The 22,352-nt window shown below is 61.8% G+C and carries 21 protein-coding genes and 1 pseudogene; 4 read left to right on the top strand and 18 right to left on the bottom strand.

The genetic code is table 11. The annotated features are described in order from the left end of the window. Positions 1 to 39 precede the first annotated feature (39 nt). Entirely contained in the window at positions 40 to 1,863 is a 1,824-nt protein-coding gene (gene glmS / locus NMG80_RS06970; protein ID WP_254017439.1) for a glutamine--fructose-6-phosphate transaminase (isomerizing), read from the bottom strand. Positions 1,864 to 2,190: 327 nt separating this feature from the next. On the opposite strand from glmS, the gene NMG80_RS06965 reads away from it, so the two are divergent. Next, positions 2,191 to 2,451: a hypothetical protein gene (locus tag NMG80_RS06965; RefSeq protein WP_254017438.1), complete on the top strand. Its 261-nt coding sequence runs from the start codon at positions 2,191 to 2,193 to the stop codon at positions 2,449 to 2,451. A 676-nt stretch (positions 2,452 to 3,127) separates the two neighbouring features. On the opposite strand, the gene NMG80_RS36995 is transcribed toward NMG80_RS06965, so the two are convergent. Next, positions 3,128 to 3,487, bottom strand: coding sequence for an FkbM family methyltransferase (locus NMG80_RS36995; protein ID WP_301942943.1), 360 nt, complete (start codon positions 3,485 to 3,487; stop codon positions 3,128 to 3,130). 496 nt (positions 3,488 to 3,983) lie between these two features. Between NMG80_RS36995 and NMG80_RS06955 the strand changes: the two genes are divergently transcribed. After that, positions 3,984 to 4,511: a hypothetical protein gene (locus NMG80_RS06955; protein WP_254017437.1), complete on the top strand. Its 528-nt coding sequence runs from the start codon at positions 3,984 to 3,986 to the stop codon at positions 4,509 to 4,511. Between the two features lie 24 nt (positions 4,512 to 4,535). Here the strand turns inward: NMG80_RS06955 and NMG80_RS06950 are convergent, their stop codons facing one another. The 15 genes and pseudogenes from NMG80_RS06950 to queC all read right to left on the bottom strand — a co-directional run bounded on the left by NMG80_RS06950 (position 4,536) and on the right by queC (position 18,722). After that, positions 4,536 to 5,459, bottom strand: a complete 924-nt coding sequence (locus NMG80_RS06950; protein WP_008871912.1) for an SMP-30/gluconolactonase/LRE family protein — start codon at positions 5,457 to 5,459, stop codon at positions 4,536 to 4,538. Positions 5,460 to 6,151: 692 nt separating this feature from the next. Then, positions 6,152 to 8,122, bottom strand: coding sequence for a relaxase/mobilization nuclease RlxS (gene rlxS / locus NMG80_RS06945; protein ID WP_254017436.1), 1,971 nt, complete (start codon positions 8,120 to 8,122; stop codon positions 6,152 to 6,154). Positions 8,123 to 8,334: 212 nt separating this feature from the next. Continuing rightward, positions 8,335 to 9,021, bottom strand: a complete 687-nt coding sequence (locus NMG80_RS06940; RefSeq protein WP_254017435.1) for a lytic transglycosylase domain-containing protein — start codon at positions 9,019 to 9,021, stop codon at positions 8,335 to 8,337. After that, positions 9,009 to 9,557, bottom strand: coding sequence for a S26 family signal peptidase (locus NMG80_RS06935; protein ID WP_254017434.1), 549 nt, complete (start codon positions 9,555 to 9,557; stop codon positions 9,009 to 9,011). Before NMG80_RS06935 ends, NMG80_RS06940 begins: the two co-directional genes overlap by 13 nt. Next, positions 9,554 to 9,823 (bottom strand): helix-turn-helix transcriptional regulator, encoded by a 270-nt coding sequence (locus tag NMG80_RS06930; RefSeq protein ID WP_254017433.1) that lies wholly within the window; start codon positions 9,821 to 9,823, stop codon positions 9,554 to 9,556. Before NMG80_RS06930 ends, NMG80_RS06935 begins: the two co-directional genes overlap by 4 nt. Before the next feature lie 161 nt (positions 9,824 to 9,984). After that, positions 9,985 to 10,308 carry a DUF736 domain-containing protein gene (locus tag NMG80_RS06925; RefSeq protein ID WP_008871905.1) on the bottom strand — a complete coding sequence of 108 codons (324 nt, stop codon included), beginning with the start codon at positions 10,306 to 10,308 and terminating at the stop codon, positions 9,985 to 9,987. A 280-nt stretch (positions 10,309 to 10,588) separates the two neighbouring features. Continuing rightward, positions 10,589 to 12,055 (bottom strand): chromosome partitioning protein ParB, encoded by a 1,467-nt coding sequence (locus tag NMG80_RS06920; protein ID WP_254017432.1) that lies wholly within the window; start codon positions 12,053 to 12,055, stop codon positions 10,589 to 10,591. Between the two features lie 91 nt (positions 12,056 to 12,146). Continuing rightward, a complete protein-coding gene (locus NMG80_RS06915) occupies positions 12,147 to 12,452 on the bottom strand; it encodes a ParB/RepB/Spo0J family partition protein (RefSeq protein WP_254017431.1) in 306 nt (101 codons plus the stop codon). A 185-nt stretch (positions 12,453 to 12,637) separates the two neighbouring features. After that, a complete protein-coding gene (locus NMG80_RS06910) occupies positions 12,638 to 13,057 on the bottom strand; it encodes a DUF2958 domain-containing protein (protein ID WP_254017430.1) in 420 nt (139 codons plus the stop codon). Between the two features lie 142 nt (positions 13,058 to 13,199). Next, positions 13,200 to 14,162 (bottom strand): ArdC family protein, encoded by a 963-nt coding sequence (locus NMG80_RS06905; RefSeq protein WP_254017429.1) that lies wholly within the window; start codon positions 14,160 to 14,162, stop codon positions 13,200 to 13,202. Positions 14,163 to 14,563: 401 nt separating this feature from the next. Continuing rightward, entirely contained in the window at positions 14,564 to 15,280 is a 717-nt protein-coding gene (locus NMG80_RS06900; RefSeq protein ID WP_254017428.1) for a DsbA family protein, read from the bottom strand. Positions 15,281 to 15,608: 328 nt separating this feature from the next. Beyond that, positions 15,609 to 16,598: pseudogene (locus tag NMG80_RS06895) on the bottom strand (cation:dicarboxylate symporter family transporter); the annotation flags it as partial. A 338-nt stretch (positions 16,599 to 16,936) separates the two neighbouring features. Beyond that, complete coding sequence (queE, locus tag NMG80_RS06890) at positions 16,937 to 17,671, bottom strand: 7-carboxy-7-deazaguanine synthase QueE (protein ID WP_008874720.1); 735 nt, start codon at positions 17,669 to 17,671, stop codon at positions 16,937 to 16,939. Beyond that, on the bottom strand, positions 17,668 to 18,024 hold the full coding sequence (gene queD, locus NMG80_RS06885) for a 6-carboxytetrahydropterin synthase QueD (protein WP_065010611.1): 357 nt from the start codon (positions 18,022 to 18,024) through the stop codon (positions 17,668 to 17,670). The genes queE and queD overlap by 4 nt, the downstream gene beginning before the upstream one ends. Then, the gene (queC, locus tag NMG80_RS06880) at positions 18,024 to 18,722 is read right to left on the bottom strand and encodes a 7-cyano-7-deazaguanine synthase QueC (RefSeq protein WP_008874722.1); all 699 of its coding nucleotides are present in this window, start codon (positions 18,720 to 18,722) and stop codon (positions 18,024 to 18,026) included. Before queC ends, queD begins: the two co-directional genes overlap by 1 nt. Positions 18,723 to 19,146: 424 nt before the next feature. On the opposite strand from queC, the gene NMG80_RS06875 reads away from it, so the two are divergent. After that, positions 19,147 to 19,536 carry a hypothetical protein gene (locus NMG80_RS06875; RefSeq protein ID WP_040592906.1) on the top strand — a complete coding sequence of 130 codons (390 nt, stop codon included), beginning with the start codon at positions 19,147 to 19,149 and terminating at the stop codon, positions 19,534 to 19,536. A gap of 552 nt (positions 19,537 to 20,088) precedes the next feature. Then, positions 20,089 to 20,724 (top strand): 5,6-dimethylbenzimidazole synthase, encoded by a 636-nt coding sequence (gene bluB / locus NMG80_RS06870; protein WP_254017426.1) that lies wholly within the window; start codon positions 20,089 to 20,091, stop codon positions 20,722 to 20,724. Positions 20,725 to 21,698: 974 nt separating this feature from the next. Here the strand turns inward: bluB and NMG80_RS06865 are convergent. Next, positions 21,699 to 22,328 carry an acyl-homoserine-lactone synthase gene (locus NMG80_RS06865; protein WP_008874730.1) on the bottom strand — a complete coding sequence of 210 codons (630 nt, stop codon included), beginning with the start codon at positions 22,326 to 22,328 and terminating at the stop codon, positions 21,699 to 21,701. Positions 22,329 to 22,352 lie beyond the last annotated feature (24 nt).

Raw genomic sequence — 22,352 nt, 5'->3', positions numbered from 1 at the left:
ATTTTCGATGGACGCATGCCACCTATGAGCGCGTCACAATCATTCGACGGTGACCGATTTTGCGAGATTGCGCGGCTGGTCGACATCTTTGCCCATGGAGACCGCCGTATGATAGGCAAGAAGCTGTATCGGCAGCGAGAAGATCATCGGCGCGATAATCTCGTCGACGGCCGGCAGCACGATCGTATGCATCGTGTCGAGTTTCGACGCAGCGGCCCCATTTTCATCGGTGATGAGGATAATCCGCCCTCCACGGGCGGCCGCTTCCTCCATATTGGAGACGGTCTTGTTGAAAAAACGGTCATGTGGCGCGATGACGATCACTGGCATGTTCTCGTCTATCAATGCGATCGGACCATGCTTCAATTCGCCAGCCGCATAGCCCTCAGCATGGATGTAGGAAATCTCCTTGAGCTTCAGCGCACCTTCCATCGCCAGTGGGAAACTGGTGCCGCGGCCAAGATACAGGACACCATGACACTTTGACAGTTCGCGCGACAGGAGCTCGATATTTGGCTGGATGCTGTTCAGTACCCGGCCCATGACGCCCGGCATTTCGGCAAGGCTCCGGACGAGCGCCTTCACCTCATATTCAGTTAGCGTTCCACGGTCCTTGGCAGCGCCGATGGCGAGTGTGGCCAGAACCGCAAGCTGGCACGTGAAAGCCTTCGTGGAGGCGACGCCGATCTCCGGGCCGGCAAGGATCGGGAAGACCGCGTCGGCCTCCCGAGCGATGGTCGATTCGCGGGCATTGACGACAGCGCCGGTTTTCAGCCCACGCCCCTTGCAGTACCTCAGGGAGGCGAGCGTATCGGCGGTTTCGCCGGATTGCGAAATGAAAAGAGCCGCCGATTCCGGCGGCAACGGGATCTCCCGGTAGCGGAATTCGGACGCAACGTCGATTTCGACCGGCAGGCGCGCATAGCGCTCGAACCAGTATTTTGCGATCAGTCCGGCCAGATAGGCGGTGCCGCAAGCCGAGATCGCCAAGCTGGGGATGCTGGCGAAATCTATGCTAGAAACCGTATCGACGCGATTCCCTTCGAAGTTGATGTAATGACCGAGCGCACGGGCGATGACCTCGGGCTGCTCGTAAATTTCCTTCTCCATGAAGTGGCGACGGTTGCCCTTATTGGCCAGGTATGCCCCGGCCGTGGAAGTCTGGCGCGGACGCTCGACGGGATAGCCATCGAAATCGAAGATATCGGCGCCTGCCTTGCCGATAACGGCCCAGTCGCCGTCGACGAGATATGTGATTGCATTTGTGAAGGGAGCTAGCGCCATGGCGTCAGAGCCCAGGAACATCTCGCCGTCGCCGTGACCGATCGCCAGCGGTGGTCCATTGCGCGCCGCCATGATGGTCGACGGATCATCCTCGAAGAGAATGGCAAGCGCGTAGGCGCCCCTGACGCGCTTCAGCATGGCGTGCATTGCCTCACCCCGCCCCATGCCCTCCCGGCGGTGTCTTGCCAAGAGATGCACGACGACCTCGGTGTCGGTGTCGGTCTGGAACTCGGCGCCCGCCGCCGCCAGTTCGTCCTTCAACTCGGCGAAATTCTCGATAATGCCGTTGTGAACGACGGCCACACCGTCCGTAAAGTGCGGGTGCGCGTTGCGCTCAGTCGGTGCCCCATGCGTTGCCCAGCGCGTGTGTGCGATACCGATGGTGCCACTCAGCGGCTCTTCCTTCAACCTCGTCTCGAGATTGATGAGCTTGCCCTTGGCGCGCCGGCAGTGCAACGAGCCCTCGGTGATGGTGGCAACGCCGGCTGAGTCATATCCTCGATATTCGAGACGCTTCAAAGCGTCGACCAACCGATCCGACACCGGCTGATGCCCAACGATGCCAACAATCCCGCACATGATCCTCTCCGAATTCTTCCCGGTAGCCTCAGCCGACCCGAAGGGCACCGCCCGGCGCTGAGCCTCCTAGTAGAATTCGGTAAAACAGGTAAAATCGATTGTTGAGATGGCTGCCATCCAGCCAGTGGATAGAAGAGGACGTGTTTGACCAGTGAGAAACGGTATGCGCGGTGCCGGCTTGCGTCCACCAACCGCCAGTTGGGACGAGTTTCCGTAGTCGGTTGAGGCGTAACGATCATCGCAATGTCCGCTTTTTACATGCTGTTGACTCGCCCAGTTAACGGCCCTTAGATCCATTGACTGCCACAATGCTTATGGGTTTTCAAAATGCCGTTCAAACGGGCCGGTCTATACCCTGCCGATCTCGATCTATGCCAACGGGTATTCGACCAGATATGCAGTGACGAGCATATCGCCCGCTCATCGTTGGAGGCCGACCACCTCGCCCTGGATATTTTGGTCGCGTTGGAAGAAGAGGCTGACGCGGATGAGGCTGAGCTGCTTGAACTCATCAGATCGAAGCGGCGGGCTAATCGTCATCTCAGAAACCCTGCAGAGAGGCATGACGGACGTCTTCGTCGCCGCTGAGGGATGGAGTTACCCGGACCTTCCCTTTGCCTGTTCGACTGCCTTGCTGGCCGCCTTGGCAACTCCTGCATGTTTGCTCACGCGCACTGTCGGCCGTCTGGAACTTGCGCCAAACTCATCAGTTCTGGACAATGCCAAACAGCGCGTGGCTACGATCCTGACTTCCATCGGCATACTGACATCCCGGCCGGCGGCTCGACGCCCCTCAAGGCGTGGCCTGGAAGCGTCGCAGCCGGCGCCCCCGGCAGCGCGGCGGCCAACCTTGACTGCGTCTCGACACGAGGTCGGCGCTTCACCGGAAACGACGCAAGGGCAGCGACAAGCACATGCGCAGGAGCCTGCCGCGGCAGTGACCTGAACCAGCAAGCGGCCCCGGGTGTCCTTCCGCTTTCATCCGGGCTTCGCCGTCAACCCAAAGCGGACAACTGATGTGCTACAAAAACCGGGATGTCTGCCTGAGATCCGCCTGGACTTTCGCAGTTGCGCTAAATGCGGGCTTCTCTTCTATTGTCCGCGAGATCTGGCGAGGGTTCAACGCCGTTGCGCTGCAGATCGCAGACGATCGTTCCGTGGCGCTGTCCATTGCGCTAGGCACGGTCAGGGATGCCGATCACATGCGGCGCTTTCGGCGCTCGAACCCGGGCCGCAGGAACAGTCCGCAACGGTGTGTCCCCGCTCACCGGCATAGCGAGCCTGTCCGGCAGGCGCGAGCCCGGGTTGCCATCCATGGCGGAGTCTGTGTGGCCCCAGCGATGACATCTGATTCGGCCCTCTGCACATCCATCCAGATGAAATCGATCTTGCTCAGGTTGGCTTCGCTGCAGCAGTCATCAAGCCTTCGAGTTTCAACCGATACGGGGTGATCGAACCTAACCCAATCATGTTCGAAAAGATGATTCTTGGGTCGGCGTATCGAGCCAGATCGGTCCCATTCCTTCGCACTTCCGTCTCCGTTGCTTGGATGGAAATCAATACTGCCATTCCGGCTACTGATCGCGATCTCGAAAAGCCTCACCTTGTCTAGGTAGAGATCCATACTTATTAAAGCGGGCAGCCGCTCAAGGGTCGGGCTCAAAGCAGTAGAGCTGAGCCCTTGGGCAAAGCCTGAGAAAACGTCGCGTATCGGTTCCGTCATTGCAGATGTCCAGGATGACGGGATTGGGCTTTTGAAGGAGTGAAACATCTGCCGACGTAACCTCAACGAAGACACCGGTTCGCGCACACACTCCAGAAGCTCTTGCCAGAGCCGCTGCATGGAGATTGGTAGGGTCTCCCTGGAAGGCCGAAATATTTCCATTGAACTCGTCCTCAGCGCCTTGAATGCAGCCGTGCCGCCTTATGGGAGTGTAGGTCACCCCGAACTTAGGGCTGGCACCGGGCAACTTGGATTGCTTTCGATTGGTCCTGCGGCGTCGGCCGGGTTCACAAGTGTTCCTGAAGAAGGGGAGGGCGCACTCCTTAGTAGACCCGTTTCCGCCGACCGACGTTTTCACATCCGCTATTATCCATAATTGGTAAAATCGATTGTGTTGATGGAACGCATGCGCGCGATGCATACATACCTGCCAGGCGCCTGTGACAGGCTGAGCGAGGACGATGCTTCGGCGGGTCACCGTCCCTCCGAGACTTTTCACCATCATATGGGGGTTGACGGTTCCCGCGGTTCACCAGGAAACGAAGGTCCGCAGCGCCCATCGGCTCTCGGCGGCGTGCCACAAGTCGCTGGGTTCGACCTACGCGGCGACTGCGTCAAGATCCGCCCGACCCAAAGCGTCACCCCATCCGAGGGCTACATCTCGCGGCACGCCGAACTGCTGGGCAGCAGGGCATCCGCACTCAGCATGCCGCCGGACGACTATTTCGACGACGCGCTTGCGACCGCGTTCGCGCGGATGGCAGCGCCGCTCCAAGTTCAACAACAACGTGCCCGTATGCTCGACGCAAACATGTCATCTGAAGCGCTCGGCTGTTCCTCAAAGCCCGTGATCGTCTGCGCGCCGGCAGCCGATCGACCTGCCCCGATGCGCAATGGCCAATCTTGCGGGTGCGGCGATGGTTGAGGCCCGCATAGCCTGAACGCGAGCCTACGATTGCGCTGCCGCATTGGCGACCACAAAGACGGCATAGAGCGACTGTCGCGCCGTTATGAACAGGCGATTGCGCTTGGGGCCGCCGAAGGTGAGGTTGGCGACCGTCTCGGGGATGCGGATCTTGCCGATCAGCGTGCCGTCGGGATCGAAGCAATGGACGCCGTCGCCGGCCCCTGCCCAGACGCGGCCGGCCGTGTCAACCCTGAACCCGTCGAAAAGGCCGGCCGTGCATGTCGCAAAAACGCCGAGCTCGCGCAGACTGCTGCCCTCGACAGCGAACTTGCGGATGTGCCGTGGCCCATCCTTCTCATGCGTAACGCCGGTGTCGCCCACATAGAGCATCGTCTCGTCCGCCGAGAAGGCAAGCCCGTTGGGTTTCGCCATGATCGAGACGACGCACACCACCTCACCCGTTGCGGGATCAGTGCGGTAGACATGGCAGCCCTCGATCTCCTGCTCGGCGCGGTCGCCCTCATAGTCCGTGGCGATGCCGTACGATGGATCGGAAAACCAGATGGTGCCGTCCGAGCGAACCACAACGTCGTTCGGTGAGTTCAACCGCTTGCCTTCGAAACGATCGGCGATCACCGTGATCGAGCCATCGTGCTCGGTGCGCGTGACGCGCCGCGCCCGATGCTCGCAGGTAACCAGCCGCCCCTGCGTGTCGACTGTGTTCCCGTTGGCGTTGTTGGACGGCGCGCGGAAGATCGAGACCACGCCATTGGTGTCGTCATAGCGCATAATCCGATCGTTCGGGATGTCCGAGAACACCAAGTAGCGGCCGGCGGCAAACCAGGCCGGACCCTCGAGCCAGCGGCCTCCCGTCCACAGCCGCTCGACCGCCGCATGGCCGACGAACCGGCGCTCGAAACGCTCGTCCAGAACTTCGAATCCGGCGCCTTCAATATCTCCGAACATGGCTGCTTCTCCATGACATCAGCTTATCGATAGCCGTCGTTTGAAGACGACTCGCGCTGCTATGCGTCCATCCGCAATTAGTATGCCGGTTGCGGGCAGAGCTTAGCAGCGGTACGGTCGTGGTCGGCGTTGACTCTTACTTATTTTCTCCACTGACCCGCGCTCATGCTGATTTTGTTGCGCGTCGTCTGGCGCGAAAGATTTTCGGCTTTCGGAGAGACTCATCGGCTCGATTGTGGCGATCGTTACGACTGCGCAGCGTCAGCGGCGAGGTCCGGAACAGGGCGGATCCCGGTCTCGAAGCGCCGCCGCGTGCGGGTGCGTGAGTACCTGCTCTGAGTCACGTAGTGACTGCCCAGGGTTTCCCATTGAGATCCACCAGCGATCCCGGGATGTCGTTCTGATTCGATGGCCCACGGCCGCGGCGACCGAATGTAATTGCCCCGCGTCGACCATCGGCTATCGCAGGGTGTCGCGACCTGCTCACAGCAGGCGGATGTTGCGACGGAAGCGTTGTCGGTGATGACGATGGACGGCTCCGGTCATGACTTCGCTCTTGGACATTTGAGGACGGTCGGCCGACCGTCTTTCATCTCCTCTTCGTTTACCCTTCGCGCTCGGCACGCCTCGACCATGTCCTCTCGACAGAGCATCGCTCGGTCACTTCCGGGACAAGATTCCGTGCAGCCATGTCACGAAACGCTCGGCCCGCTCCTCTGTCGGCCAATAGTCCATGAAATCCCCTCCCCGCGCATGATCCCGGACACCTCCTTGCCGATGTGCCGATCGAGCACTGGCCGCCATGGCACGAGCGTGAACTCGCGCGACTTCTCGATGACGGCGTATTGGCCGCTGGCAAGCTCGACCGATCGGCGCAGCGTGCCTTCTACCCGAACCCCGGGCTTCGCTTCGGAATACGACAGTCCAAGTTCGTCCGACAGCTGACCGGCAACACGGTTCAGCTCGCGGTGGCGCAGGATGGAAAGCATATTCGAGCGGAAAACGATCCTACCCTGGTCTTCATGCGCCAAGCCTTGCACGATGAGCCATTGCCGCCGGCGGACCTGCACCTCACGCACCTCACGGCCGAAGCCCGAGTTGCGCAACCCCTCTGGTTCATCGGAAACCAACTCCCGGTCGATCCATGTGGCGCCGTCGAAGCCGACTTGGCGTTCCAGCGACAAAAAGGAGAGCTTCTCGACTGTCACAGGCTCCGCCCTGGCCCGCAGCCGCTCGTATTCCGATGCGCGATCGAGATGATCCGGCGCGATGATCCACGTGCCGTCCGGCTCGCGCTCGACAGCCCGGGTGGCGCGCCGGATCGCCTCCAGCCGGCGCACATGCGTTTCGGCAAAGCTTTCGGTGGCCGACGGATCATGCCTCAGGTGGATATCGACGTTGTAACGGCCGCCATGTGCGGCGGCGATCTCGGCGGTCGTCCGATCAACCTGCCTGGGCTCGGTGTTCCGCGGTGTGACCCGGACGATGCAGCTATCAGGCGTCGGTTCGGTGCCTTCGCCTTTGCCGATGTCGATGTAGTGGGTTCTTCCATCCACCCCGTCGATGATGAGGTAATGACGGTCGTTGATCTCGTCGGCCAGCCCGCGCCCGACAACGCAGCCGACGATACGCTGGGCCCGCTCACCGGATCGATCGTGGATCACCCAATCGGCGGCACTGCGGGCGAGCCCTTTGCCTGTGAGCTCGCGGTGCATTGTCTTGATGATGTCACCGCGCTCGCCGATGCCGCGCAATGTGGCTTCGAGCTGGCCATCGAGGCGCCAGCGACCCGACCCGACCTCTTCTGCCAAGCCCATCCGCTCGAGCTTGCGCAGCCGGCCCTGGTGCAGCGTCTGACGAAAGGCCTCGGGCCCGTCCGTCGAAACAAGTCCGTCATCGTCGCGCATGCGCAGCAGCTGCCGGTCGATGCTGGTGAAGCGTTCCTGCTCCATTTCCTGGCGCAGGCGGTGCTCGATCTCGTGGTCGGTGCGCGGACCGAGATCGAGGCTGACCAGCTCGGCCGCGCGCTCGCGGATGCCCCTCGAGATGTATTCCCGCGCTATGACGAGGTTCTCGCCGCGATCGTCCTTGCCACGCACGATGATGTGGGTGTGCGGATAGCCGGTATTGAAATGATCCACGGCAACCCAATCAAGCCTCGTGCCGAGGTCCTCCTCCATCTGCGCCATGAGCCGACGGGTCAGCGGCTTGAGGTCGTCATACTCGATGCCGTCTTCTGGCGCGACGATGAAGCGGAACTGATGCCGGTCGCCATCTGCGCGATCGACAAACGCCTTACCGTCGACGCGGTCGCTATCGGCACCGTACAGCTCGCCAGGCGCACCTTCCCTGGTGACACCGTCGCGCTGGATGTAGCGCAGATGCGCACGCGCTCCGTCCGCGCCCTTGCCGGCCAGTTTTACGATCCGGGCCTTGACGACGACGCGACGCTGACGGAAGGCAGCATAACGATCGCGCGATTTCAGCAGCGCGGCGGCCGCTCCGCCGCGCCCTGTCCGGCTGCCGTTAAAGCGGCCGCCGCGCTGGGGCCGGCCGCCGGCTCTGTTAATCGCCGCCCGGACCTGGCTGGCGAAGCGTTTGCCTGCCTTCGAGCCGCGCGAGCCTATTCTGCCGAGCTTCGGCCTGAATTCGTCATCCTGCATCGTGGCCTCCCAGAAATTTCAAGCAGAGTCAGATACTTGCGTGTCCCACACTCCCGGCTCTGCCAGCAGCCTCCGGGAAAAACGATGTGCAGACAAAGACTTCGCCGCCTCCTGGAGGCATTGCCTTTATCTTGCCTTACGCCGCCCTTCCGCCTTCCGGCTTCCGCACCCGCTCTTTCCCGCCCCGCAAAACCGCGCCCCCGCTCGCCGAGTCACCCGCCATTCGGCTCGTTCGTCCGAGCGCGATTGACGCGCAGCGGCACAAAGAGATCGCCGTTCGCTTCGCCGGCGCGAACGCCGTTACGAAGGAAGAAGAGCGAGCGGCCGGAGGGAGCGTTTTGGCTGTTTGGCGCCTTGGAGTCCCCTTCGAATTCATCAATGTCGTCCGCCGAAATCCCCGTCCCCCTGAGCTGACTGAGATAGGCAACCGTCTCTTCCGGCAGCGGCTTCCCACGCTTCAAATGCTCTTCGTAGCGCTCGGGTCCTGCGTTGTAGGCGGCAAACAGGCCGGGGAATCCGAAGCGGTCAAACATGGCACTAAGATAGGCGGTTCCGGCGAGAATATTGTCACGCGGATCGTGCGGATCGGCTCCCAGATCGTATTCGGCACGCATGTCCTCATACGTTTCCGGCATCACCTGCATGAGGCCCATTGCGCCCGCGCGTGAGGTAATTGGGCGGCCGTCGAGCATGGTCTTGCCGCCGCTTTCGGCATCCATGACGGCGTAAATCCAGGCCTGAGGAATACGGAAGCGTCTGCTTGCTTCGCCTGTGAACTCGTGCCACCTTTGAAGGTGCGGAATTTGGGAGATGGCGACCGGCTCAGCGCCGGTCGAGGCGGAACAGGCGCATGGCGCAAAGGCGATCATGCCGAACATCAGCAGGGTCACTCGGTCCATAGCGGCACGAGCCTCCCGATGACATTTGCGCGCGGCACCGGCCCGAAATAGCGGCTGTCGAATGACCGAATATCGTCGCTGCCGAGCAGGAAGATTTCGTTGTCGGCGAGTGTCCGGCACCCGTTCCACCGTGGCAGCGGGCGGCCTCTGGTATCCTTCGCCAGCCGTCGCGCGACGATCTGGCCGTCGATGATGACCGCGTCATTGAAGGTGCAGACATGGTCGTTCGGCAGCGCGGCAAGACGTTTTACCAGCGGCACGTTGCGGGGCAGATAGCCGCGTTCGGCGGCGAGTTCGGCGAGCGATTCTGGCGGGCGGACGAGCACCAGATCGCCCCGAGCCGGTGCTGCAAACCCGAGGCCATAGAGGCCGACGGGCGCGCTGGCCGAGGCGTTCCAGACCAGCCAGGGCGTCGGTCTGACGGTGCCGGCGAAGCCGATCAGGGTCAGTCCAATCACGGCAGCGGCGATGGTTTTGCGTGCCCGGAGGCGCCGCAGGCGGCTGCCGATCAGACGGAAGGAAGGGCGCCGGCTCATGAGCGGCCTCCCTGGCCGGCTTGGCCGGAACCGGCCTCACCACCCTCGTTACCGGCGTGCTGCGGGTGTCCTTTCGACCATCCGTCGAGTTCGTCGATATGGTAGCGGACATAGCGGCCGTGCTTGCGGAATTTTGGGCCGCCGCCCTTGAGCCGCATCTTTTCCAGCGTGCGCTGGGAGAGCCCGATATAGAAGGCAGCTTGGGCCGTGCTGAGAAAGGGACTGCCCTTTTTGGCGCGGGCCGCGCGTTCGTTTTCGTCGTCCATGGTGATCCTCGTTTCGCTTCGGACAAGCGAGGGCGAGGATGGGCGAGCGAGATCGCCTCCGGGACGGGCGAAGAGTCCGGGGAGAGTTTTCGCCGCCTTTTCGGGCGGGCGCCTGGGAATGAGCCCCGCGCCGGATGGGGCGCGAGGCTCGGGTCGGCCGATCAGTCGGCCGGGTTCCAGATGATGGCGTAGGTGTCGTCATCGTCCTGGCCGGCGGCGCGGCCGAGATTGGCGTAGAGCTTGCGCGGTCCGAACTCCGGCGCTGCAATCGACAGGCTCACATAATCCTTGCCGGAAGTCTCGCCGGTGCGGATCCAGCCGGCGCCAACTTCGACCCCCTGCGTCAGCACCCGGAAGTCGGGATGGTTGTCGGCGCTCTTGGCCTGGTTGGGGACGATGTCGATGTCGGCGCGGACGCTGAGCGTCTTGAGCTGGCCCTTGTAGGCGCCGTTTTCCTGCTTGTTGACGTAACCGATCGCGGTCATTTGAAGTCTCCTTTTGCTGTCGCCGGGGACCATCCCCTGCGATGGCGGACCGTAATGGGCGCGTCCGGACCGCCTGAACCCGACAGGGCCGAAGCAATAGCGGAGGACCCGAGCGGGCAGCTTTTTTGAAGCGAAGCGGCGCGAGGAAGCCGCCGCAGGCGGCGGGGAAAAAAGCTGATCGGCGAGGGTTTCGGGCGGTCCGGATCCGCCCATAGGTCGACAAGCCAGCCGCAGGGGAATGGTCCTTGAAGAGAGCAGGAGATCGTGGGAAACGCGGTCGCTACAGCCAGGCAGGAGGGGCGGGAATTGACAAGGCCTGCGGCTGATAAGGTGCCACGCCGATCGAGATCGTGACCGCAGGTTGGGCGCAGAGCAGGCATCGGGCGGGCGGACCGATCCATGGGGATAAGGAGTTTGCCGGCCGGATTTTGCTGCGCGATGCGGGGCAAAGGAAGCTCGAACATGCAGCCACTGCGACCAGGGTACAGTGCCGCATGGCGGCTGCCGAGAAGCCGCCGCCGGCCGTGACAGGCTGGTCGCAGACGAACAGCGGCCTGACCCGTGCCCATTGATCGGCGGTGCGGAAGCCGCCTCGATCAGTGTAGCTTTCGACCGGGAATTTCATCCAGCGCGGCAGCCAGGTCTCGACTTGTCTGCGGCCGTTATCGCCTGAAAGAAAGTCGCGGATGATCTTCTTTTGCGTCTTCACCTTTTCGGCGACATTGCCGTCCGCGACATGTTTGCCGCCGACTTCGGCAAGCATGGAGTTGGCAATTTCCTTGTCGCGCAACAGGTCGAAGAAGGCGTCGTCCGGTTGCCAGCAAGCGCCGATGTCGACATTCAGATGATGGCCGAGCGCGTCGATGACGGCGCTGCCGGCTTCAAGTGTCTCGGCCATGACGATACTGAGAACGCGCATGACATGATCGTCGCAGAGCGCCAGGAGCCGCGCGAAGATGCTTGCCGTGCCGAAGTCGTCGCCATTGCCGCCAGCGATTGTGCCGTCCTCATCCGGTTGCCCAAGCAGCGCCACGACCTCGCGCCGTTTTTCGGCGAACGCGGCTTCCGCCCTGCTTCCGGCGAGGCTTGCGGCCACGATCTCGCTGCAAGCGCGCTGCGGTTCGCGGCGCACCTGCCACAGGCCGGAACCGCCTATCGCATGCGCCACCATCAGGCGAAGTGCTGCGCCCGGATGGTCGAGCAGGCCCAAGCGCACGGCGGCATGACGGTGCAGATCGACATAGTTCTGCATCGGTCCGGCGAGTTCGGGCCGCGACGGTTTCGCGGCCGTCTCCTCTGCGCCCTCGCCATTCGCGCGGGCGCGGCGAGCCTCCTTGCACGATAGCCAGCCCTCGTGACGCTCGACCTCGCCGCGATACGAGACGGCGATAAAGACCTTGCCGCCCTTCTGCTTCGGCGTCTTTTCGTGGTCCCATGAGTGGAAATGCTGACCCGGTTCGAGCACGATCACCTCGCTCCAACCGTGTTCCAGACAGGCGTCGCGCTTGGCGGCAATCGCCTCGTTCTGCTTTTGCCAGAACAGGTCGGCGTCGGCGAAATAACTTTCCTCGCCAAACAGATCGGAGACGATCAGGCCGGGATAATCCTCGATGGCAAACAGCGCCACCTTGGTGGAGATTGACTGTCCACCGAACAGCCATTGCTTCAACTGATAGCCGCGTGGCGCGTATTGCCCCGGATCGGCAAACAGTGCCAGCCAATCCTTCTGCTGGGCTTTCGAAGCCATGGTGAGATAGCGAGCGGTTTCGGTGTGATTTCGTCCCGCCGACAGGTTTCGCGGATTTTGGGCAGCAGTTCGCCAAGCGCCAGAATGCGCTTCATCTGAAGCTCCGTAAGCCGAAGGTGCCGGCGATCTCCGGAACTGTGCGGCCTTCTCTGATCAGCCGTGAGAACGTCTCCCATTGCGACACTCCGTCGGGGTCGAGGCGGGCGACGTTCTCGATCAACGAGGCTTCGAGGGCATCGGCGTCCTCGCCAGCCTCCATGATGGCGCAGGGCAAGGGATCGGCTTTACCTCGCTCGTCGGCGAGCGATTTCGCGGCGAAATAGCGTCGCCGTCCGGCGACGATCTCGAAGTTTTCGGGGAGCCGTTGGGCCGCACCAGAAGGGCACGAGGACGCCACGCGCGCGGACGGACGGCAGAATGTCGGACAGGTCGGGCGCGCGTTTACCGTGGCGCATGTTGAGGGCGGAAATATTCAGTCGGTCGAGCGGAATATGGGCAAGCTGCATGTCTTCTCCTTCATTTGGGGTGCGATTGTCCCCGCCGGGGAGACCGAAGGCCGATGCGGCGGGGACGGGTTTGCGCCTAGCGGCGCTCTGGTTCCGCCGCGTCTGGCGGAAGCTCGGAATGGGATTTGGCGAGTGCTTCCGCTGTCTGCCGCAGAAGCCGCTCGGCTTCGGTGATCTGGCCGGCGCTGCGCGCGGCCTCCGCATAAACGGACAGCGGAAAACGCGCTTTGAAATAAAGGTCGCGCTCGATGCCCAGTCCGAGCGGACCCTTGATGGATTCGAGTTCGGCAAGGCTGACGCTGCCGAGTTCAGGGAAGCCGAAGCCGAGGTCGCAAAGGCCGAACAGCGTGTCGCCGTCTGCATCGAGTTCGGTCAGAAGCCAGATCGCAGGACCGGCCGGATCGAACAGTTTCACGACCGGTGCGTGGTCGGTTTCGGTGTCGGCAGCGCCATTGGCGAGGAGACGGGCGCGCAGTTCATCGGTGATCAGGATCATTGCGGAATTCCTTCAAGACGGTTCGGGCTGATTGAGTGCGGCTTTTTGAAACAGGCGGATACGAGCGGCTGGTGCGCCGCGCGCGGGCGCATCGGCGCGCCGTCAGAAGCGCAAGACGGTCGCGCATGGCGATGGAGCGCGCTCACGCGGCGATCTCGGCATGCGCCTCGCCTTCGACGTCGGCATTAAGGCCAAGCAGGAAATCGGCGGCTTTCGAGGCATGGCTGGCGGCGCGGAAAATGGCGCGATTGTCCTCGCGCAGAACCGTCAGCCATGAGCCGATGTAATCGGAATGGCGCACGGTCGGCTCGATACCGAGACTGCTGCAGATGAAGGCTGCGGCCATCTCGGCGACCAATTCCTCGCGCGCATAGGTTCTGGAGCCGAATGAGCCTGACAGGTCGCGCGCGAGTCGCGTCGGGTGGCCGGTCCAGTGGCCAAGCTCGTGAAAGCAGGTCCGGTAGTAGTCGATCTGGTGGAAGAAAGCCGGCTGGGGCGGCACCTGGATGGTGTCGCTGCCGGGCATGTAGAAAGCGCGATCGCCACCGATACGGAAATCCGCACCGCTTCTGCGAATAAGTTGCTCGGCCTGCGGGACGATTTCGCGCGCCGGCAGCGGCTCGGCGGCGGCATGGAGATGGTCGGGAAGATTATCGCACTGCGCGACATTGAAGACGGTAAAGCGCTTCAAAAAAGGCACGGCCTGCGGTTCGTCGCCATCGGCCTTGGCGCGTTCCTTTTCGTCCTTGGGAATAAAGCGGTCAGCGTGAACGATGGTCGTGCCGCGCTCGCCCTTCCTGACATTGCCGCCAAGGGCAAGCGCCTGCCGGAAGGTGAGCCAGTTCTGGCTGGGGTATGAGCGCTCGATGACGGCGCCCCACAGGATCAGGATATTGATGCCGGAATAGCGGCGCTGGGTGGCTGCATTCCTGGGCAGGCCAAGGGCTGCCTTTGCCCTGCCCCAGGGCTTGACCCATGGCACGGTGCCGCGCTCCAGTTCGGCAACGATGCGGTCTGTGATCTCCTGATAGAGGCTGGCGACTGAGCGCCCGCCCTTGCCCGCGCCAGCCTCGCGGCTGCCGGAACGCTTGTTGTTTGCACGCATTGTCTGGTCCTCCGTTCGCCAATTGCGCCCTCCCCCCGGAAGCGGGGTGGGCGGCAAAAGCGACCGGAAAGGCCCGCCGTAGAAGGCAGACCGCATCCGAAGGACCGGAACGAAGAGGAGGACCCGGAGCGGCAAGCGGAGGGTTGCGGGATGCCGCGGCTGGCCTAGAAGGGAGTGCCGCCCACCCCGTGCCACCGGGGAAGGCCACCACAAAATTGACGCCGGCCGGCTGGCCGGCGACCGTCAGCAGCCGACAGGCTGCCCGCGTCAGGGGGCGAAGCCGGATGGCCGAGACCGCCTGAGCCTGTCGAAGAAAAGCGGGCTCGGTGCACGAGCACCCGGCGCGCGCCTTCAGGCGCGCGGGCGCTCAGGACTCTGGTCCCTGAGAGCAGTTGATGCGGTCAAAATGCCGATTCTGCAGCTGTGGAAGACTGAACCTTGGCGTTTGCGCGCACATCGGCGATGCAGCTTCGCAGCCCGCCCATCTCTACCACCCCGGCTATCACTTCGTCGCCGACCACCAACGCCGGCGTGCCGGTGATGTACAGCTCATTGGCGAGCGCGCGATCGCGTGCGATGGCGTCGGTGATGGCCGGGCCTTGCATATCCCGCTTGAGCTGCTCAACATCGAGGCCGACACGTGCCGCAACGGCTAGGGTGGTTCTTTGGTTCACCAAGCCGGGAAAAGCAAAAAGGGCGCGATCGAACGCCTCATATTTTCCCTGTTTGTGGGAGGCGAGCGCCGCGCGCGCGGCGAATTCGGAAGCAGGTCCCAGGACCGGGAGCTGTTTACGCACACTCCTCAGATTGGGATCATGCTTGAGGGCTTGCTGGAGAATGAGGTCCATTTCCTTGCACAGCGGGCAGTTGTAGTCGAGGAATGAGACCAGGGGGACGTCGCCCTGCGGATTGCCGGCGATTGGCGAGGCGAGGTCGTTGAGGAGTACGTCGCGATGCTGCCGAATGAGTATCCTCAAGTCCGCCGCGAGCAAGGCGTTCATCTCCGAGCCGTTGCAGGTCGTCAACCTATCTGGCTGTCGCTTTAGCGTTCCCAGCACGGACAAGGCGAGGACTAAGAAACCGATTACGGCGACAAGGCCGGCGTTTTGCTTGGACATGGGGTCGGGCTCCAATCAGCCGTTAACGGGGCAGCAACGGCTGGCCTTTTGGCGTGAAAGTTGGTCGTCGCTTTGGATCGCTTGCCCGGCAGTTCCCGCAGTATCGGCAGTCGCGGGGGGCTCACAATGTCGATGCCGGCGCCATCTGGCGGTTGCTTTATGACGGCTTCGCTCCAATGGGCTGACTGCAATAGCTGAGCGGCGTTCGCGAGTTGCCAGCCGAGACCACCGGTCATCACGCCGGGCGATCTGCCCTTCAACGCCCGAGCGCCGAAGGACCCGCTCGCGAGAGCCTTTGCCAATCGTCCATCATCCGGCTCGCCCTGCTCCGGGCGACAACAAGCCTTCCCACTGCGTTGCCGAGAAAAATGGTCAGCACACGGCACTCCGACATAAAGTGGTCGACGCGAAGAATAAGCGTCACGCCGGCAGCTGGGGCGGTCGGAACGACAAAGAGCGCTGCAGCCAACGTGAGGAGGCCCGCACCGGTAATGCGAGTTGTTCCCTTCGAAGAGAGCAAGGCGACGAACAGCAGCAGGATCCGACCGCCGATCGACAGATCCGTGTTCGTCGCCTGGGCGAGGAAGAGGGGGACCAGCGTCATGTAGATGTTGGTGCCGTGCAGATTGAATGAATATCCGGCCGGGATGCCGAGGCCCACGACCGAACGCCTGGCGCTCGCCCCTTCGACGGGCGCGGCCCTCATCAGAATGCCGACCAGCTTGAACACCGGCGCAAGGAGCGCCTGAAGCAAAGAAAGCACAGGCTTGCCCGTGTCGCCGACCATCGCCAGAGCGATGCCGAACAGGACCGAGAAGAACAGGACCTGCAGGATGTCGCCTTCGGCGAAGGCACCAACGATCGTTATCGGGATGATGTTCATCAGAAAGCCGGTCACGGACTGCTCGTGGACCTTGGCGGCATAGCCCTTCACGGCCTGAACATCGAGCGCCGCCGGATCAATGTTGAGGCCAGCACCTGGCTGAACGACATTTGCGACAATGAGACCGACAATCAATGCGAGGCTCGAGAAGGTGAGGAAATAGATCATTGCCTTGCCGGCGACCCGGCCGACCTTCTTGAGATCGTTCATGCCGCCGATGCCTGTCGCAATTGTCAGGAAGATGACAGGCGCGATGATGATCTTCACGAGCTTGATGAAAGCATCGCCGAGCGGCTTCAGAGCCTCTCCGGGCCCCGGACAGAAATAGCCCACTGCGACACCGAGGGCGACGGCGGCAAGCACCTGAACGTAAAGCCGCGCAATATGGGGCTTACGAGGCCCGGCGTTCGCGCTGTGGACTTGTGGAGCTAACACCGTTTCTCTCCCTGCCGGATCGGGGCGGGCTCTTCCTTGCTTCAAGGCCTCTCACTGGCGGCGCTCCGGTCGAACGCTGCTGCCATCTCGGGCGCAAGTGCCGTGCCAAGCAGCGGCGGCGCGATAACGCGCAGGACCTCTCACGCAGTGCCGCATTCGCCGCAGCCGCGTGCCCTCTTAAAAACAAGGGCAGACCGTCGGCGGACATGCGGCCTGGCAGCGGCCGAAAGGTCGTCGAGGCAACCTGTTTGCCTTGGTGGCTGCGATCGGGATCTAGATGGTCAACATCTGGCCCGTCGAACCGAAAATCCGCGGGCGCATTTCCCGCACAGGCGCGACTAAACGCCTCTCCTGTTTCCCCAGAGCATAACGTGCAACTGCGGCAACACGCGTGCTTCGAACCACCTGTCGTGTGTCACCTTTTCCACAAGCCACTCCATGCGTTTTATTATTCCGTCCAGGTCGACAGGTGCGTCTTCATTGCCAGGGCGCGGTGGCGTGTGATTGCCGGGTTGCAGATAGACCGGAAGGCGCGGAAATCGCGCCGCGGCGTCTTTGGCGTAGGCGTAGTCATTCTCGTCGAAAACAACGAGCTTGAGCACGATTTGCGGCTTCTGCTGCGCCGCTTCTATGCACGCCTGGAATGCAGCCCAATCGGTCCTCATTTCGCTTGACGGCGGCTTTGGGCTGAGAACCAGCACATCAAGATCCGCAAACCAGTCCCTGACCACCGAACCCTGGGTTTCCAGCGCAAAACGGTAACCTTCACCATGGCCTCGCTCGATCAGCGCACCGAAGGGCTGAATGGCCGGATTACCGCCTGACAGCGACACCATCACTGGCCGGCCACCGGAAAGCCCAACGACGCTTTGCCACACCGCATCGATTGGCATCATCTCCCATTCGTGGCGGAATTGACTGTCCACCGCATGGAGGCTGTCGCACCAGGAGCACCGGTAGTCACACCCGCCGGTTCTGATGAAGACTGTAGGCAAACCGATGAGCACTCCCTCGCCCTGGATCGTGGGCCCAAATATCTCGCTCACACGGATTGCGGGACACGTGTCCGTCACGGCCGGTATTCCGCCCAGGTTTTCGGGGTTTCGCTCACCCGCACGGCCGCGGTTTCCGGCAGACGTGCCTTGCACCATTCATAGAAATGTCTGGCCAAGTATTCCGCCGTGACTTGCTCATGTCCCAGCACCTCGTTGAGGTGCCGATGGTCGAGGCTCTCGTCGATATAGCGTTTGAGGGGCGCCAGATCGTGATAGTCGCGCACGAAGCCGTGCGCGTCCAGGTCCTTCGCCGAAAGTTCCACTTCGACGATGTAGTTATGCCCGTGCAGGCGCGCGCACTGATGATCCGGCGGCAAAGAGGTGAGCTGGTGCGAGGCCGAGAAGTGGAATTCCTTGGTGATGCGGAACATCAGGCGCTCCTCCTCCGCAGCGCCTCGAGCCAGAAGACAGGGTCTTCGTAGTCGGTAGGATCAGCGTGCCCCGCGAGATGAAACGCCTCGCGCCGCTCCACGCAGGTCCCGCACCGTCCGCAGTGACGCTCGCCGCCCTTGTAACACGACCAGGTCTCCGCAAATGGCGTTCCGTGTCTTGCTCCATCCCGGACGATGTCGCCCTTCGTGAGGTTGACGTAAGGCGTATAAAGGCGAATCTCTGCGTAGCCTTCCAGCGCCCGGTCTTGCATCATCTGGAAAGCTTCGATGAAGGCCGGACGGCAATCTGGATAGATGAAATGGTCCCCACCATGTACGGCCATCGCCACCGCTTCGGCCTTGTGCGCGGTGGCGAGACCGAAGGCAATTGCCAACATGATGGCGTTCCGGTTCGGCACTACCGTGATCTTCATCGTGTCTTCGGCGTAGTGGCCGTCCGGCACGTCGAAATTATCGGTGAGCGCTGAGCCGGAAAGGCCGCGGCCGATTTCGGGGATGTTGATGATCTGGTGCATAGTGTTCAGCCGCTCCGCGCAGAGAGCGGCGAAGCCCAATTCTTTCCTGTGCCGTTGGCCGTAATCGAAAGACAGGAGGCCGGCGAGCTCGTGCTCCGCTGCCACGCTGTGAGCAAGGGAAACGGAGTCCAATCCGCCGGAGCAGATGACGAGAGTCTTCATCGTGGTATCCTTGTTTTGACCGGGTAAGGCTGCGACCGGAGATTTCTCTGCGGTCCCCCTACCCCAGCGAGTCAACTTTGTGAACCCGGTGGAGTCTGGTCGCTGACGTGCCGTGGCGCACCGGGCACCGACAGCGGGCTCTTTCATGGATGTCCAAACCCAAGCATATGCTCAGAAGGACAGATGCGAAGCGACCTCGAGGCATTGCTGGGAAAGAAGCTGACCTATCCAAATCTGCGTTACGGATGCTTGCATAGGCCACACGCAAATTGGCGAAGTAACGAGGAAGGTACGGAGTTCGTTAACGGCGGGAGTGCAGAAGCCCAAGTTCAAGGACAGTGCGCGCGCCCCGCTTCAGGATCAGTTCGATCTGGAACACGAATCCGTCGTTGCAATCACCCCTATATTGCGCGCAATAGCCTACATGGCGTTGGATGAACTGGATTTGGCGATTTTCCAGATGGCGGTCGAAAGCGTCCGCTCACTTTCCCTAAGCTTCAACCAAAAAGCCGCAGAGATAGCCACGAGGAGCCACGGTGTCCTGGTTTTCGACGTGCGGGTCGATGGTGACTCGGAGGTCCAGCGGATCGCAGCCATCCGATATCGAGCCGACCAGACGGGCGTGGTCGCGTTGGACAGACAAGGCCTTGTTACCCGCTCTTGCATGGTCAATGGCACTTTCTCACATTTCATTTCGCCATTGGAGAACTGGGCCAGCATGCCCCTGTCAATGCAGGCCAAGATCGATGTCACCGTCCATGCCGGTCTCTTCCTAGGCGCCTTGCGAAATGCCGGTCATATGCTTGGCAGCTAGCATATGACCGGAATGCATCTGTGGATTTTTGGCTCCACCTGCGCGTCCGAGCGGCCGGCCACCGAGGCTCTGTGGCGCGCGGATGTGTCCGGGGAGAGCGCGACGATCTGCTGCACACGTTCGGATATACCTCACGCGCACGAGCCGCGCTCCTTAGTTACCTTCTCCTTCACTTTACAGGGATTGCGCGAAAATATTCCGCTGGTGCGCCTGCTTGGCGGTTACGCCGCGCTTCTGCAGTTAATCGAGCAGGAAAATCGCGCAATCAGTGGAGATCCACGAGAACTGGCTCGAGGCGACCCGCTACCTCAACATTGATCATCTGCGCGAGCACAAGAAGGAGAACCTGAGGGCATTGGCCGCCTGAGACGCGGCCCGCCATGTCCGCCGCTCCGCTAAATACGGGGGCTGCGCGGCGGAGACGCCAACGTCACCGCTAATGCCACGCCATTTTTGCAGAACTTGACGCGCACAACCTACTGCCCTACTGCCCTAATGCCTACTGCCTTATTGCCCTCCCCCCTACTTTCTTCGCAAAGGCAGTACGACACCATGACGTCAGACCCGGAATTTCCGGACGATTTTCGCGCCGATCTGGTCAATCTCTTCCTGTGGCGGCGGGATGTCAGGCGATTCAGGCCGACGCCGCTCCCCGAAGGCGCATTGGAACGGCTGCTTGACCTCGCCAGCATTGCGCCCTCGGTCGGGCTGAGCCAGCCCTGGCGTTTCGTCATGGTCGAGAGTGCGGAATGCCGCGCCGCCGTCACGACATGCTTCGAGCGCTGCAATGCGGAGGCGCTTGCATCGTTCGGCGGCGAACGCGCCGCGCTCTATGCGCGCCTGAAGCTTGCCGGCTTGAACGAGGCGCCTTGTCAATTCGCGGTTTTCGCCGACCGCGCGACGCAACAGGGACATGGGCTCGGCCGCCTGACCATGCCCGCGACCATCGAATATTCGGCGGTGATGGCGATCCACACCTTTTGGCTGGCGGCGCGCGCCGAAGGAATAGGCATGGGCTGGGTCTCGATCCTCGACCCGGCCGAAATGGCGACGATCATGGACGCACCGCCGGAGTGGACGCTGATCGGTTACTTCTGCGTCGGCTACCCCTGCGAGAACCACAGCCTGCCGGAACTGGAACGGGAGGGCTGGGAAGTCCGGCGCGCTTCGATTGTGATAAGGCGGTAGTGCAACGGCGACGCTGCCATCTCCCCCTTGTGTCGGCTCGCGGGGAAACAATAGACCTGCACGCTTATTGGGATCGAATGTTCCTTTAACAGCCGCCTCTCCCCTTAGGTTTCCCTCATCGCATTGCACTGGTTCAACCCTCCGGTCTTTGTCAGGACCGTCCGACCTGGGAGGACCTACGGGGTCAACCACGTCGAAGGTGCCGCTGAGGAATTCATGAAGTGGCCGAATAGGGGACCCAAGTGGAAGATCCAAGCCTGCGTCGACGCTTTTGAAGACCGGGTGACCCCCAAGATGTCCGCGCGGCCTTCGAGGCTGCTGCTGAGGAAGAGGGAATGCTGTAGCATGCAGGTCGACCTGTTGCCCTCACGCGCTGGTGCTTTACAATCACGTGGCAAACTGATCATGCGATTCACCGATCCTGCGGGCTTCACCCCAGCCTTGAGCGTGCGCTCTTAGGCCTACGGCAGCGTTGATCCACGCCAGCACACTTCTTACATGGGAGCATGAATACGAACCCGTTCGGCGAGCTATTGCGCGATTCACCATTCGTTCACTTTATTAGCGCACGTTCATAAGCGGACATGTTGGTGTAGCTCGTACGTGCCCAAAGCCCCGGCGCATCGACCCAGCGCCGGGGCTTTTTTTGGTACCAGAAGGCACCGCTGAGAGGAGCAATCGTCCAGCGGTGCAGGCCTTGGCTGCTCTGTGAACGATTCCGGAGTTGCTGCTTTTTTGCGGCGTAAAGAAATCCGGCTTTTACGGCGTCCAAAAACTCGGTGTCTGCGGCGGGGCGCCATTTGGCGTGGTAACGCTGGAATTGCGGATTGCACCTAAAAACTTCCTGGGCCCAGGTCGTGCGGGGGAAGCGACCGAAATAGTCGTAAGCTTCGCACTACGCCGTCCGGCCAGCGTATCAACCGTACGTAGCGCCCGCGGGCAGGAGCATTGGTCAGGCTGAGCATCGTTAAGCGCTACGCCGACAGGCCGAGAACCGGTTGCCATAATACAGGTCCGTTCAGACGTCCCCTCCAGCGGATGCGCTTGAGGCTAGCGTGGGAAATCTCGAGAAAACCGGCGACCGCCTCCGTCTTACCGACCGGCTTCGGCTGTCCGATGCGCGACAACGGCCACGTTGCGAGACGCAGGATCCGTTCCATGCGCGTATCGGTCACTGTCACAATCCGAGTGAGATTGTTCGCCAAGCCGAATTCGATCATGCCGGCGAAGAGCTCGTAGGTTGCTTGCGCCAGTCCGCCAGACTTAGGCGCTGATGGAGGGAGATCGAGTGCGAAACGACTGCTCTCCCAAATGCGGGCACTCGCGGGCGCCGCAGTCTCACCCAGCAGCATCGGAAAGGTGTCGCGCAACATTGTCGGTCCGGTAGTCGGTAAAAGACGGACGCAACCGCAAATTCGCCAGTCGGATCCCTTGAGAAGCAGATAGACGGGGTTCAGGCTGTCAAATGCGTCTGTTTCCATCTCGCTTTCGGTCTGAACTTCCCAATCCAGCCTTTCCTTGAAGACCCGATGCCTGAGCCCGTGCATTTCGTTGAGCTCGTTTGGAAACTCGCCGTAGAGTTCAGGTGTTATCAGCTGCATCATCTGTCGCCTCCGTGCAGGATGTGT

Source organism: Mesorhizobium escarrei, assembly GCF_935825525.1.
In the GTDB taxonomy this organism is placed as follows: Bacteria; Pseudomonadota; Alphaproteobacteria; order Rhizobiales; family Rhizobiaceae; genus Mesorhizobium; species Mesorhizobium escarrei.
This window is presented reverse-complemented; position numbering and strand designations above follow the sequence as displayed.

Coding starts and splice junctions, on each gene's coding strand:
- glmS (WP_254017439.1), bottom strand. CDS start 1,863: ATGTGCGGGATTGTTGGCATCGTTGGGCATCAGCCGGTGTCGGATCGG.
- NMG80_RS06965 (WP_254017438.1), top strand. CDS start 2,191: ATGCCGTTCAAACGGGCCGGTCTATACCCTGCCGATCTCGATCTATGC.
- NMG80_RS36995 (WP_301942943.1), bottom strand. CDS start 3,487: ATGGATCTCTACCTAGACAAGGTGAGGCTTTTCGAGATCGCGATCAGT.
- NMG80_RS06955 (WP_254017437.1), top strand. CDS start 3,984: ATGGAACGCATGCGCGCGATGCATACATACCTGCCAGGCGCCTGTGAC.
- NMG80_RS06950 (WP_008871912.1), bottom strand. CDS start 5,459: ATGTTCGGAGATATTGAAGGCGCCGGATTCGAAGTTCTGGACGAGCGT.
- rlxS (WP_254017436.1), bottom strand. CDS start 8,122: ATGCAGGATGACGAATTCAGGCCGAAGCTCGGCAGAATAGGCTCGCGC.
- NMG80_RS06940 (WP_254017435.1), bottom strand. CDS start 9,021: ATGGACCGAGTGACCCTGCTGATGTTCGGCATGATCGCCTTTGCGCCA.
- NMG80_RS06935 (WP_254017434.1), bottom strand. CDS start 9,557: ATGAGCCGGCGCCCTTCCTTCCGTCTGATCGGCAGCCGCCTGCGGCGC.
- NMG80_RS06930 (WP_254017433.1), bottom strand. CDS start 9,823: ATGGACGACGAAAACGAACGCGCGGCCCGCGCCAAAAAGGGCAGTCCC.
- NMG80_RS06925 (WP_008871905.1), bottom strand. CDS start 10,308: ATGACCGCGATCGGTTACGTCAACAAGCAGGAAAACGGCGCCTACAAG.
- NMG80_RS06920 (WP_254017432.1), bottom strand. CDS start 12,055: ATGGCTTCGAAAGCCCAGCAGAAGGATTGGCTGGCACTGTTTGCCGAT.
- NMG80_RS06910 (WP_254017430.1), bottom strand. CDS start 13,057: ATGATCCTGATCACCGATGAACTGCGCGCCCGTCTCCTCGCCAATGGC.
- NMG80_RS06905 (WP_254017429.1), bottom strand. CDS start 14,162: ATGCGTGCAAACAACAAGCGTTCCGGCAGCCGCGAGGCTGGCGCGGGC.
- NMG80_RS06900 (WP_254017428.1), bottom strand. CDS start 15,280: ATGTCCAAGCAAAACGCCGGCCTTGTCGCCGTAATCGGTTTCTTAGTC.
- queD (WP_065010611.1), bottom strand. CDS start 18,024: ATGTTCCGCATCACCAAGGAATTCCACTTCTCGGCCTCGCACCAGCTC.
- queC (WP_008874722.1), bottom strand. CDS start 18,722: ATGAAGACTCTCGTCATCTGCTCCGGCGGATTGGACTCCGTTTCCCTT.
- NMG80_RS06875 (WP_040592906.1), top strand. CDS start 19,147: ATGGCGTTGGATGAACTGGATTTGGCGATTTTCCAGATGGCGGTCGAA.
- bluB (WP_254017426.1), top strand. CDS start 20,089: ATGACGTCAGACCCGGAATTTCCGGACGATTTTCGCGCCGATCTGGTC.
- NMG80_RS06865 (WP_008874730.1), bottom strand. CDS start 22,328: ATGATGCAGCTGATAACACCTGAACTCTACGGCGAGTTTCCAAACGAG.